The sequence below is a fragment of the Pseudarthrobacter phenanthrenivorans genome (assembly GCF_000813845.1).
GTDB lineage: Bacteria > Actinomycetota > Actinomycetes > Actinomycetales > Micrococcaceae > Arthrobacter > Arthrobacter phenanthrenivorans_B.
Genome location: NZ_JWTB01000003.1, coordinates 72,051 through 83,963 on the forward strand (window position 1 = coordinate 72,051; position 11,913 = coordinate 83,963).

Below are 11,913 nucleotides of genomic sequence, written 5' to 3' on the forward strand. Positions count from 1 at the left end.
TCAGGCAGGGGCCGGCTGGCATGTGGGACAGAAGTAGATGTCGCGCTCCTCTTCACCGTTCGGTTTGCCCAAAAGGCCGCGCTGGATGGGTGTGCCGCATTTGAGGCAGGGCTGGCGTTCCCGCCCGTACACCCAGTAGCCGGGCCTGCCCGCCATCCTTCCCACGGGCATGCCCCGGGCGTTGAGGATGGTGACGCGGCGGCCGGGGCCGAGGTTCACCTCCAGGAGCTGCTTGGCGTCGGTCATCATGGTGCGGACATCCGGTACAGCGGAAACAGGTGTGGCAGGATGCACCCCGGAGAGGAAGCATGCTTCGCACCGGTAAATATTGCCGATGCCCGCCAGGTTCCGCTGGTCCAGCAGCGCCACGCCCACGGGGACCCCGGGGCGGGAGCGGATGCGGCGTTCGGCCTCGTCCAGGTCCCAGTCCGGGCCCAGGAGATCCGGACCGAGGAACCCCACGATCGAGTCCTCGTTGGCGGTGGCCACCACTTCCAGGATGCCCAGCGAGAATCCGACCGCATCGGCGGCGGCGGTCCGCAGCACGCAGCGGGCGGTATAACCGGGCTTGCGCCACCGGCCGCCGGGCGGATACACCTGCCAGGTGCCCTCCATCTTCAGGTGTGAGTGGATGGTCAGCCTCTTGTCCTCCGGGCTGACCACGCGCATCAGCAGGTGCTTGCCCCTGGGAATGACTTCGGCAACCGTCCAGCCGGCCAGGTTCAGGGTGGCGAACCGCGGCACGCGGAAGTCGGAGGCCAGCAACGTCTGTCCGGCCAGGGCTTCGTGCAACTGGTGGGCGGCGCGCCAGACGGAATCACCCTCAGGCACGGATCCTCAATCCCTTCGGGGTGGAATAGGCGCCGGCGGCGCTGAGCGCGGCGGCAACGGGGGTGTCCAGGATGCCATGTCCATTCACTTTCTCCATGATCAGCTTGTCCACGGCTCCCCGGGTCACCACGCCCACCAGTGCGGCAGCCGCGGCCGCCAAGATGGCCTGGTCATCGCTGAACGCAAGGAGGGTCTTTCCGCCGCGCTCGACGTACAGGACCAGTGCGCCGTCCACCAGGACAACCAGTGCACCCGCCTTCCGGCCTGGGCGGTGGCCGGTGCCGGCGTCGTCCTGCACGGCGGGCCAGGGGAGCGCCGCACCGTAAGGGTTGGCGGGATCGGTAGCGGCGAGTGCCAGGGCGACCGGCTCGGCCTTGGCCAGTTGCGTGTCCTCGGAGTAGGAACGGAGCCTGTCCACGGTGGCGGGAACGGCGAACTGGGCGGCGCCAAGGTGCTCGATGAAGTAGCCGCGGCGGCAGCGGCCCGCCTCCTCGAGCCGGGCCAGTACCTTGTACATCAGCCCGAAGCCGCCCAGGATCTGTTCCGCCATGACGGAGCCCCTGGTCACCACGCCGTACCGGTCCAGCAGCAGCTCGGCGGTGGCCCGGGCATGGATGGTGGCATCCAGTTCGGGCTCAGGAAGGGCTGACCAGCGGCCCGCGGCAATGGGCGGCGTGCTTGCGGCCTGTGCCCCATACCGGCCCCCGCCCAATCCAGGAGAGCCCATCAATCCCGTGCCGTGGGACCGGCCCAGCCGGCTGAGCCGCGGTGCCCTGGCCCGCGGGGCGCGCGCCACTTGCCGGTGGGCGGTGTGGCCGCCGGCGATCAGCGCCCGCACCGGGGCGAAGGTGTCACCGGTGATCCTGCCGGCCCACGCAAGGTCCCAGAGTGCGGTGGCCACTTCCTGGTCGCTCAGGACAGCGTCCATGCCGCCGGCCACGTCGGTCAATTGCCGGAAGAAGTAGCCGCCGCCGTTGTTCCGCAGATGGTCCAGCAGCCGCCGGCTGGCGTCCCCCGGCTCGAAATCGGGCGCCGGATTCAAGGTCAGTTCCGCGGAGTCCGCCAGGTGCAGGCTGATCCAGCCGTCGTTTCCGGGCAGCGCGCCGGCCCCGGACCACAGGACCTCGCCGGCTGCCATGAGTTCGTCGAGCATGGCGGGCTGGTAATTGGAGACCCGGGTGGCCAGCACCAGCGGCTCCCATGCCGAGGCGGGAACCGGCACGCCGGAGAGCTGGTCGATGGCAGTGATGATGCCGTCCAGTCCGCGCAGGGTGGGCTGGCCGCGGCCGCCTCCCGGGGTCCTGACGTGTTGCCACGCCGGCAGGAAGCGTCCGTAGGCGGCGGCGTCCACCGGTTCCACTTCCGCCCGGAGGGCGGCCAGCGAACGGCGCCGGAGCTTGCGCAGCACGTCGGCGTCGCACCATTCGCTGGCAATGGCATGCGGAACATCGGCCATCGGGGCGCCTGCTGCCGGTCCCGCGCCGACATCAGCCTGGGCACCCCCGCCCGGTTCGGCATCATCCGGTTCGGCGTCATCCGGTCCGGCCCCTGGCCCGGCTTCCTGCGGCGGTGCGTCCGGCGGGGTGACGTGGGGACGGAACTCACCTTCCACCACGCGCCCGTCCGCCGCGAGGCGTTTCAAGGCGGTGCCCACGACGGCGACGCCGAGGCCAAGCCGCCCGGCGGCTTCGGCCGCGGTGAAGGGTCCGTGGGTCCGCGCGTACCGGGAGACGAGGTCGCCCAGGGGGTCGGCGACCGGTTCGATGAACGCCAACGGAACACCCATGGGCAGCGGCACGCCGATGGCATCACGCAGGCGGGCGGCATCTTCCACGGCGGCGAAGCGTTCCACTCCGCCGATGTTGACCTTGATGGCGCGGTTGGCGCGTTGGAGGGCTGCGAGGTGGGCCGCCGCCTCGGGCACTGTTGCGGCCGCTTCAGCAGGCGGAGTTTCAGCGGGCTCGGGCATCTGGACGGTTTCCCCTGCCGGTGCAGTGCCCTGCAGCCGGTCCGCGGCTTCCTCCGCCGTCAGCGGGCCGAGCAGCCGCAGCAGGTCGGCCACCCCTTCCATGCCCCGCGCTCGCCGGTCCGGGGCGAGCCGCTGCAGTTCGCGTTCGGTGGCCTCGATGACCTTGGCGTCGAGGAGTTCGCGCAGCTCCACCCGGCCCAGCAGCTCGTTCAGGAGGGTGGAGTCCAGCGCCAGGGCGGCGGCCCGCCGCTCGGCCAGCGGCGAATCGCCCTCGTAAAGGAACTGGGCCACATAGCCGAACAGCAGGGACTTGGCGAAGGGGGAAGGCTGCTGCGTAGTGGTCTGCACGATGCGCAGCTCACGCCGTTCCACGGAAGCGGCGATGTCCTTCAGTGCCGGCAGGTCGTAGACGTCCTGCAGGCATTCGCGCACCGTTTCCAGCACGATGGGGAACGTCGGGTACTTCCTGGCCACGTCCAGCAGCTGGGCCGACCGCTGGCGCTGCTGCCACAGCGGCTGGCGCTTGCCGGGGGTCTGGCGGGGAAGCAGCAGTGCGCGGGCGGCGCACTCACGGAACCGCGACGCGAACAGGGCGCTGCCACCCACCTCGGCGGTGACGATCTGCTCGAGTTCTTCGGGATCGAAGAGGAACAGCTCTGCGCCGGGTGGTTCGTCCTCCATCATGGGCACCCGCAGCACGATGCCGTCGTCGGCCGCCATGGCGGAGCCGTCCAGCCCGTAGCGCTGGTGGAGACGCTGCCCGACGGCGAGGGCCCAGGGGGCGTGCACCGGCATGCCGAACGGGCTGTGCAGGATGACGCGCCAGTCGCCCAGTTCGTCGTGGAACCGCTCCACTACCAGGGTGGTGTCGCTCGGGACCACCTCGGTGGCCTGCTTCTGCTCGCCCAGGTACTGGATGAGGTTGTTGGCGGCATAGTCATCCAGGCCGCTGGCTTTGCAGCGCTCGGTGGCCGGGCCAACGTCGGACGCGGACAGCTCCCGGACAAACGCGCCCAGCGCCCGGCCCAGGTCCACCGGCCGCCCCAGCGAATCGCCCTTCCAGAACGGCAGCTTGCCGGGCTGGCCGAAGGCAGGGGAAACCAGGACGCGGTCGTGCGTGATGTCCTCGATCTTCCAGCTGGTGGCGCCCAGGGCAAAGACGTCGCCCACGCGGGACTCGTACACCATCTCCTCGTCGAGCTCGCCCACACGGCGGCCGCCCTTGGGCGCGCGCGCAGGCTTGCCGTCCTCGGCGGGGGATGCTGCACCTTCCTGTTCGGTGCCGATGATATAGACGCCGAACAGGCCGCGGTCCGGGATGGTGCCGCCGGAGGTGACCGCCAGGCGCTGGGCCCCGGGCCGGCCTTCAATGGTGCCGGCGTTGCGGTCCCAGATGATCCTCGGCCGGAGTTCGGCGAATTCGTCCGACGGGTACCGTCCGGCGAGCAGGTCCAGCGTGGCTTCGAACGCTGACCGGGGGAGTGAAGCGAAGGGCGCGGAGCGCCGGACCGTGCTGAACCATTCCTCCACATCGATGCTGCCCAAAGCGGTGGCCGCGACTGTCTGCTGGGCCAGGATGTCCAGGGGATTGGCCGGGATGCTGAGGCGTTCGATCTTGCCGTCCAGCATCCGTTCCACGGTGATGGCCGTATGCACCAGGTCTGCCCGGTGCTTGGGGAAAAGGACGCCCTGGGAGATTTCCCCCACCTGGTGCCCGGCGCGGCCCACGCGCTGCAGGCCGCTGGCCACCGACGGGGGCGACTCCACCTGCACCACCAGGTCCACGGCGCCCATGTCGATGCCCAGTTCCAGGGAGGACGTGGCCACCACGCACCGCAGCCGCCCTGATTTGAGGTCGTCCTCGATGAGTGCCCGCTGGTCTTTGGAAACGGACCCGTGGTGGGCGCGGGCCAGCACGGGGTCGGCCCCGGCCGAGCTGCCGGCCTGCGCCATCATGTGCGCGGGCGTTGCGGTTGACGCGGGAACGGCCGACGGCGGCGCCCCCTTTCCGGAGGCGGCCGCGGCTTCCAGCCCTCCCGCGGCGGGCTCGTTCCAGCCGCCGCCGACCGCGATCAGCTGGCGTTCGGCGTAGATCTCGTTAAGCCGGGCTGTAAGCCGTTCCGCAAGGCGGCGGGAGTTGGCGAAGACAATCGTGGACTGATTGGCCAGCACCAGGTCCACGATCTTTTCCTCCACGTGGGGCCAGATGGACGCCTGCGGCTGCAGTCCGGATGCCGGACCGGAATCGAACGCCCCGGCGGCGCCCTGCAGGTCCGACATGTCCTCCACCGGCACGGAGACCGTAAGGTCCCAGTTCTTCTTCGCGGGCGGGGCAACGATTTCCACGGGAGCCGAACCGGCCAGGAACTGGGCCACCAGCTCCCGGGGCTCCACGGTGGCGGACAGTCCGATGCGCTGGGCGGGTTTGGGCAGCAGGGCGTCCAGCCGTTCGAGGGAGACGGCCAGGTGCGCTCCGCGTTTGGTTCCGGCCACCGCGTGGACTTCGTCGATGATGATGGTGTCCACCTCGGTGAGTGTTTCGCGGGCCCGGGAGGTGAGCATCAGGAACAGCGACTCGGGAGTGGTGATAAGGATGTCCGGCGGGTTGGTCAAAAGTGTGCGCCGGTCCGCGGCGGGGGTGTCCCCGGACCGCACCCCCACCGTGATCAGCGGCGCGGGAAGGCCCAGCCGCTTGGCGGTCTGGGTGATGCCGATCAAGGGGGCGCGCAGGTTCCGTTCCACGTCCACGCCCAGGGCCTTCAGCGGCGAGATGTAGAGGACGCGGGTCTTCCGCTTGGGGGCCCGGGCCCGTTTGCCTTTCACCGGCGCTTGGGCCTCCGTTGCTTCGGGGGCCCGGGAGGCGTGGTCCAGCAGCCGGTCCAGGGCCCACAGGAAGGCCGCGAGGGTCTTGCCGGACCCGGTGGGTGCAACCACCAGGGCATGGGAGCCGGAGGAGATGGCATTCCACGCCCCGGCCTGGGCCGGTGTGGGCGCCGTGAAGGCGCCCAGGAACCAGTCGCGCGTGGGCCGGCTGAATTGGCCCATGGGTGCGGCCTTGCCGGAAGCGCCGCGGCCGGCTGAACGCTGTTCCTGGTTCATGCCTCCATCATGCCCCACAGCACCGACAGCCAATCCCGGCCCGGCGCCCGCCTAGGCAGTTCCGGCCTTCGGCAGGTCCTTGGTTGCCGGGCCCTCGAGCAGTTTGCCCTCATTGCTGAACCGGGAGCCGTGCAGCGGACAGTCCCACGTCATGTCGCTGTCGTTCCAATGCAGGATGCCGCCCAAGTGGGTACAGACCGCCGACAGCCGGCAGGTGGTTCCGCCCACCGTGGACACCGCCACCGGCCTGTTCCCCTCACGGTAGACCCGGCCCTGGCCTTCAACGGGGGCTGCCACCGGAACAGCGCCCGCAGGAGCAGCGCCCGCCGGAGCGGGCTGCGCCGGAGCAGGCTGCCATGGGGCAGGTTGCCCGGGAACAGGGGAACTGCCCGTCCTCCGCCTGAGTCCGTCAATCTTCCGGCCCTCGGCGCCCACCCGTCCCCAGTCGGTGGCCATCCTCGCGGCCACCCCCGCGTTGAGCGCCACGGCGGACAAGGCGCCGGCCGGCGACGTGACGCGGTGGTGGATGGTGTCAGCCCACGGGACCTGGCCGCCCAGGATGTCTGCCGAGATGCCCAGGGCGGCGGCGACGGCGTTGGTCATTCCCCATTTGTTGTAGCCGGTGCCGAAGTAGATCCGGCCCCGGCCGCGGGGGAGCTTGCCGAAGAACGGCATGAGGTTGGTGGGCATGTAGTCCGGGGCCGACCAGGTGTGCGTGGTGGCTGCCCCGGGGTAGTGCTGCCGGGTCCAGTCCAGCAGGCCGGCAAGGTGTGCCTTTTCAGAGCCGGTCCGGCCCACGTGGTGGCCGTGCCCGCCCACCAGCAGCAGGCTCCGTCCATCCAGCTGGTAGTCACGGAGGGAATGGGTGGGCTGCTCAACAGAGATGTACATGCCCGGAGGCGGGGCCTGGTCCTCCTGCAGTTCCAGCGCCGCCGCATAGGACCGGCTGGGTTTGAGTTTGGCGAAATACAGGCCGCGGTCAAGGACCGGGACGCCGGTGGCCAGGACCACCTTGTCCGCCCTGACGCTGCCCCGGTTGGTCCGAACGGCAGAGGGGGTGCCTCCGGTGACATCCTGGAGCCGGACGTCGCCGACGATGCGTCCGCCACGGCTGCGGATGTCGGCCACCAGCGCATCGAGGACGTCCATCGGGTTGATCTGGGCCTGGTCCCGCAGGCGGACAGCGCCGTGGACAGGAAACGGCAGGCCGGCGTCGCGCACATAGTCCACGTCCAGGCCCGCAGTTCCCGCGGCTTTGACTTCTTCCCGCAGTTTCTCGGTGCCTTGGGCGGAAGCGGCATAGGTGTAGGCGTCGCGGCGCTGGAACGGCACGCCCTGTTCCGCCAGGTAGCGCAGCAGCCAGGCCTGGCCTTCGCGGTTCCCGTCCACGTAGGCCTGGACCTGTTTCTGCGAATACTGCCGGGCGAGCTGGGACAGGAACGTCCCCTGCAGCAGGGTGACCTTCGCGGTGGTATTGCCCGTGGTGACGGCGCCCGGATAGCGCGCTTCCAGCACCAGCACGCGTTGGCCCGACCTTGCCAGCAGCAGTGCGGTGACCAGGCCGGTCAGGCCTGCACCCGCCACCACCGCGTCGTACCTGGAGTCGGGTTCAAAGGGATCAGACGTGAAGGAATCCCTGCGGTCCAGCCAAATCGACGCCATGCCAGTCCAACCTGCCTCCGGTCCAAGGCCCTTTTGGGGGCCGTTTTGTGATGGGTCTGTCAGGGACCCCTGCTATCCGTGGCGGATTTGATAAGTCTACTTACCATAACGGGGGTTAGGTCTACGGCCAGGCACTATCGGTCGCGCATCGCCCGGCGGCCAAGAACGCACCACGACACAAGCAGGAGAAATCATGACAACCATGAATTCCGGGCGGTCGCACTGTAGGCCGGACCAACGTCCAAAAAGCCACCCTCGCCGTGGGCGCGGTCTTCATCCTGGTAGGAATTCTCAGGTTCATTCCGGGTATCACCGCCAACTACGAATCCCTCGGATTCGCGGGGCACGGCTCCGGTGCCCTGCTCCTGGGCGTTTTCCAGGTGTCCATACTGCACAACATCGTCCACCTGCTGTTCGGCATCGCCGGTGTCGCCATGGCGCGCAGCGCGGCTGCGTCGAAGAACTACCTGGTGGTGGGCGGCGCCATCTACCTTGTGCTGTGGCTCTACGGCCTGCTCATCGGCCAGGACAGCGGAGCCAATTTTGTCCCGGTCAACACTGCCGACAACTGGCTGCACTTCATCCTCGGCGTCGCCATGATCGGCCTGGGCGTTGCCTTGTCCCGCGGCACGGCGGCCGCCGGACGCACCACCACGGCAACGAGGTAGCCCAACATCCCGCTGCCGGCACCCAGGAAAGAAGGCCCGACGGCGGCACCACAGTACTGAAGGCGGCCCGGCTTGATTGCCGGGCCGCCTTCGGCCGTTCCGTAACATGGCTTTGTCCAGGAGCCGGGTGTGTCCAGGGACAGATGGTGTTCGCCGGGGTACCCGCCGTCAGGCGGGCTGGAACGCCCCGATGCTGAGCAGGGTGATGTTGGCGTTGCTGCAGGCCCTGGTGGGCTGCGGAAGGAACAGCGAGTCGGTGTCCTCGGGCGGGTAGATCCGGTATCCGGCAGCATCCACGGGCGAGCAGTCCATGTAGTTGCCGGCCTGCGTGTATCGCAGCACCGCGGTGCCGGTCTGGCCGGGAGCGAGCAGGACGTCGACGACGGCGGCTGACTCGTCCCGGGTGGCGGCCGCACCGATCGGGGCGCCTGCAGCGTCGGCCACCAGCGAGACGCCGGGGAAACCCCGCAGGATGCAGGGCTCGGAACCCTTGTTGGTGAGGTTCAACTTCATATACACACTGCCTGCAGCGCCTCCACCGGAAGCGTCGGTTGCCGCCGTGAGCCCTGCCGCCTTGCAGAGGCCGGGAGCGCCAGCGGTGGTTCCGGGCGCAGGGGATTCCGACATGGCAGGCGTTGACGTGGCCGGGGCCGGCGAAGCCGGTGGCGTGGATGCCGACGACGAGGGGGACTGGCTGGCCTGCCCGGTGGCGGGAGACGTGGTGGTTTGGGACTGCGGCTGGGTTGGACCGCACGCGGTGAGCAGCAGCGCTGCCGCTGCGGCCGCCGTCGTCATGGCAAACCCCGGGGACATTTTCTGAGACCTCATGGCACCACCTTCGCTGTACCGGTTGCCCGCGTCAACGATGCTGCCTGCCGCGGCGGCAATTTGATGCCCGGATCGTGATGATCCGGCCGGCACCAGGGTGCCCGCAGGCCGGTCGGCGCATCCAGGTGCCGGCGTCCGGTCAGTCCGTCTCCGGGCCGCTGCAGTAGTGGCAATCCTCCGGGCACTCCATCACGCCGGCACCTCCGCCAGGTCGTAGCCATCGGCGATATGGAACAGGCGGCGGCCTCCGGACGGCGCGGTCACCCATACAACGTCGCCGTCGTCGGTCCTGGTATCCACCACGCCGCTGTACACGGTGCGGCCATTCCTCTTCAGGTCCACGGTGTCGCCGGGTTCGACGGCGTCCCAGCGGACGGGGCTTTTTACGCGGCTCGTCATTGAAGTCACGGTTGTTCCTTTGCACGGGGTGGCAGGGCGGCCGTTGCCGCCCTGTGATGCCATCAAACAGTCGGGCTGGGGCGCGGCTCAATAGAGGAATGGCCACCGTCGCGTGGACGCCTTTGTGCAGGCCTCCAGCAACGGCCCGTGACGGCGTGGAGGGGCAGGGTTAGACTGCCTGCGTACGTGTTGGCGATCGAAGGAGAAGTTCATGGACTACACCGGAAGCCAGTCGGAAAAGGCCGTTCCCGCCGGGGAACTGGGCCGCAGCCACATCGGCCAGACCATCAGCTTCCAGCCGAATGAGTTCACCGTCGTGTTCGGAAAGCTTGCCGGAATCGCGCGGACAGAGGCCATGGTCTACCTGTCCCTGACGGGGGTGGGGAACGGCACGCACCTGAAGGATGAATACGACCTGCCGGTGACGCACGAGGTCTTCGTTCCCGTGGACGTCATTACCAACGCTGAGTCCACCATCAAGGACCTGTTCGGGAAAGTCCAGGAGAACCTGCGCGGGTCCAGCCACAAGGGCGGCGAGGACCGCACGGACCGGCTGTAGCGGATCAGCCCGCCAGGGAAGGCCGGCACCCGCATGCCGGCCTTCCCTGGTGCGCTAGTACGCCTTGACGCGCTGTTCCACGACGAGGTGGATCAGCGCGAACATGCCGTCCCGGTCGATCGCCGCCAGCGCCGCGTCCAGGGCGGCCGGCACCTCCCAGTCCGCGGTGACGGTGATGCCGAAGCCGCCGAAGGCCCTGGCCATCAGCGCAAAATCAGGGTTCTTCAGCTGCGTGCCGGACACCCGCTGCGGGTAGTGCCGCTCTTGGTGCGTCCGGATGGTGCCATACTCCTGGTTGTCCATGACCACCACCAAGGGAGTGGCGCCGTACTGGGCAGCAGTGGCCAACTCCTGCCCGTTCATGAGGAACTCACCGTCGCCCGCAATGGTGACCACGCGCCGTCGTGGTTCTGCGAGCGATGCGGCGATGGCCGACGGCACGGAATAGCCCATGGAGCCGTTGCGGGCACTGATCATGGACGCGTAGCGGCGGGTGGGGAAATACCGGTGGGCCCAGTTGGTGTGCTCACCGGCCCCGAACGTCACCATGGCATCCGCGGGCAGCCGGGGCACCAGGTTGGCCATCAGGGTGTCCATCCTCGCCTTGCCCGGGCCGGGCGTAGCCGGGGGCAGCGCCGCGAAGTCCTCCTGTTCGGCCCGCATCTTCGCCGTCCACGCTTTCCACTCTTCCTTGACCGGCAGCCCGATGTTCTCGAGGTCGCGGACGAACGCGTCCGGTTTGGCCAGGATCTGCCGGGATACAGGACCGGAGCGGCCGCGCAGCGACGGGTCCACCGTGACCAGGAAGTTCTTCTTGCTCCAGTCCTGGCGGCAGACGAACCCGTCGGTGATCACATCCCCGGGGACTGTCCCCACGAACACCAGGAGGTCGGTCTCTTCCAGCAGGTCATAGGTGGGGCGCGGCCGGCCATAACCGATAGGCCCCACGTAGGAGGGCGAATCGAAGGGAACGGTTCCCTGCGTCCGCCATTCGGCAGCAGCAGGAATGTTGTGCCGCTCCAGCCACGCGGTGAGCCTCCGGGCAGCCTCCGGGGTCCAGTCATTGCCGCCGGTGACAAAGAGCGGCTTGCTGGATTCAGCCAGCGCGGCCTGCAGCGCCGCTGAATCCGCGCCGTTCATGCCACCCGCCGCCACGGGAATGGGAGGGTGCAGCGCCGGGCTGATCTGCTGCCGGATGATGTCCTCCGGCAGGCCCACCACCACCGGACCCGGCCGTCCGCTCATGGCGGCAAACATGGCTTCTGCCACGATTTCGGAAGCCCGCTCGGCATGGTCGAGGACCATGACCCGCTTGGCGCCAGTGTCGAACCAGGATTTGATGTCGAATTCCTGGAAGGCCTCCCGGTCCCGGTGGGCGAACGGGATGAGCCCCACGAAGAGCAGCATGGGGGTGGAATCCTGCCAGGCCGTGTGGAGGCCCACGTGCGCGTTTGCGGCGCCGGGACCCCGGGTGACCATCGCGATGCCCGGGCGCTGTTGCATCTTGCCGTCCGCCTCCGCCATGTAGGCGGCCCCGCCTTCGTGCCTGCAGACGATGGTTTCGATGTCGGAATTGTGCAGGCCGTCCAGCACGTCGAGGAAGCTCTCGCCGGGAACCACATACGTGCGTTCCACGCCGTGGGCTACGAGCGAATCCACGATGACGTGCCCGGCGGACTTCAGGGTCGGGTGCCCGTGGTCCGGCGTCTCCGGGTGGTGCGGGTTGAGCGCCGGCGCGTTACCGGCGGGTGCGGGCTGGGTCTGGGTTTCGGTCAGGATGGGTTGCGGCTCTGGTGTCATGATCTTTCTTCAGCTCGACGTTGGTGGAGGGGCGGAGTCAGGAGATGGGGGTCCGGTTGGCGATGACGGGCGCTGTCCCGGTGTAGCCGTCGCGGGTT

9 protein-coding genes are annotated in these 11,913 nt (G+C 68.9%); 3 read left to right on the plus strand and 6 right to left on the minus strand.

Features of this window, described 5'->3' with window-relative positions; all coding sequences use genetic code 11:
- Genes RM50_RS01190 through RM50_RS01200 form a run of 3 tightly spaced genes read right to left on the minus strand, consistent with a single transcriptional unit; the run spans position 1 to position 7,561 of the window.
- The gene (locus RM50_RS01190; protein ID WP_043449035.1) at positions 1 to 831 is read right to left on the minus strand and encodes an Fpg/Nei family DNA glycosylase; all 831 of its coding nucleotides are present in this window, start codon (positions 829 to 831) and stop codon (positions 1 to 3) included.
- The gene (locus RM50_RS01195; protein WP_052259877.1) at positions 824 to 5,899 is read right to left on the minus strand and encodes an ATP-dependent helicase; all 5,076 of its coding nucleotides are present in this window, start codon (positions 5,897 to 5,899) and stop codon (positions 824 to 826) included. Before RM50_RS01195 ends, RM50_RS01190 begins: the two co-directional genes overlap by 8 nt.
- Before the next feature lie 51 nt (positions 5,900 to 5,950).
- Positions 5,951 to 7,561 (minus strand): FAD-dependent oxidoreductase, encoded by a 1,611-nt coding sequence (locus RM50_RS01200; protein ID WP_043449038.1) that lies wholly within the window; start codon positions 7,559 to 7,561, stop codon positions 5,951 to 5,953.
- Positions 7,562 to 7,821: 260 nt separating this feature from the next.
- Between RM50_RS01200 and RM50_RS01205 the strand changes: the two genes are divergently transcribed.
- Complete coding sequence (locus RM50_RS01205; RefSeq protein WP_240471786.1) at positions 7,822 to 8,229, plus strand: DUF4383 domain-containing protein; 408 nt, start codon at positions 7,822 to 7,824, stop codon at positions 8,227 to 8,229.
- Positions 8,230 to 8,397: 168 nt separating this feature from the next.
- Here the strand turns inward: RM50_RS01205 and RM50_RS01210 are convergent, their stop codons facing one another.
- A complete protein-coding gene (locus RM50_RS01210) occupies positions 8,398 to 8,856 on the minus strand; it encodes a DUF4232 domain-containing protein (protein ID WP_082006926.1) in 459 nt (152 codons plus the stop codon).
- Here RM50_RS01210 and RM50_RS21195 point away from each other — a divergent pair.
- The gene (locus RM50_RS21195) at positions 8,855 to 9,049 is read left to right on the plus strand and encodes a hypothetical protein (RefSeq protein WP_346421894.1); all 195 of its coding nucleotides are present in this window, start codon (positions 8,855 to 8,857) and stop codon (positions 9,047 to 9,049) included. The genes RM50_RS01210 and RM50_RS21195 overlap by 2 nt on opposite strands.
- Positions 9,050 to 9,246: 197 nt before the next feature.
- Here RM50_RS21195 and RM50_RS01220 read toward each other — a convergent pair whose 3' ends face one another.
- Positions 9,247 to 9,456 carry a hypothetical protein gene (locus RM50_RS01220; RefSeq protein WP_043449045.1) on the minus strand — a complete coding sequence of 70 codons (210 nt, stop codon included), beginning with the start codon at positions 9,454 to 9,456 and terminating at the stop codon, positions 9,247 to 9,249.
- 211 nt (positions 9,457 to 9,667) lie between these two features.
- Between RM50_RS01220 and RM50_RS01225 the strand changes: the two genes are divergently transcribed.
- Entirely contained in the window at positions 9,668 to 10,015 is a 348-nt protein-coding gene (locus RM50_RS01225) for a hypothetical protein (protein WP_043449048.1), read from the plus strand.
- Positions 10,016 to 10,069: 54 nt separating this feature from the next.
- On the opposite strand, the gene RM50_RS01230 is transcribed toward RM50_RS01225, so the two are convergent.
- On the minus strand, positions 10,070 to 11,815 hold the full coding sequence (locus RM50_RS01230) for a thiamine pyrophosphate-dependent enzyme (RefSeq protein ID WP_043449051.1): 1,746 nt from the start codon (positions 11,813 to 11,815) through the stop codon (positions 10,070 to 10,072).
- Between the last annotated feature and the right edge of the window lie 98 nt (positions 11,816 to 11,913).

Coding starts and splice junctions, on each gene's coding strand:
- RM50_RS01230 (WP_043449051.1), bottom strand. CDS start 11,815: ATGACACCAGAGCCGCAACCCATCCTGACCGAAACCCAGACCCAGCCC.
- RM50_RS01210 (WP_082006926.1), bottom strand. CDS start 8,856: ATGTCGGAATCCCCTGCGCCCGGAACCACCGCTGGCGCTCCCGGCCTC.
- RM50_RS01225 (WP_043449048.1), top strand. CDS start 9,668: ATGGACTACACCGGAAGCCAGTCGGAAAAGGCCGTTCCCGCCGGGGAA.
- RM50_RS01195 (WP_052259877.1), bottom strand. CDS start 5,899: ATGAACCAGGAACAGCGTTCAGCCGGCCGCGGCGCTTCCGGCAAGGCC.
- RM50_RS01200 (WP_043449038.1), bottom strand. CDS start 7,561: ATGGCGTCGATTTGGCTGGACCGCAGGGATTCCTTCACGTCTGATCCC.
- RM50_RS01220 (WP_043449045.1), bottom strand. CDS start 9,456: ATGACGAGCCGCGTAAAAAGCCCCGTCCGCTGGGACGCCGTCGAACCC.
- RM50_RS21195 (WP_346421894.1), top strand. CDS start 8,855: ATGGCAGGCGTTGACGTGGCCGGGGCCGGCGAAGCCGGTGGCGTGGAT.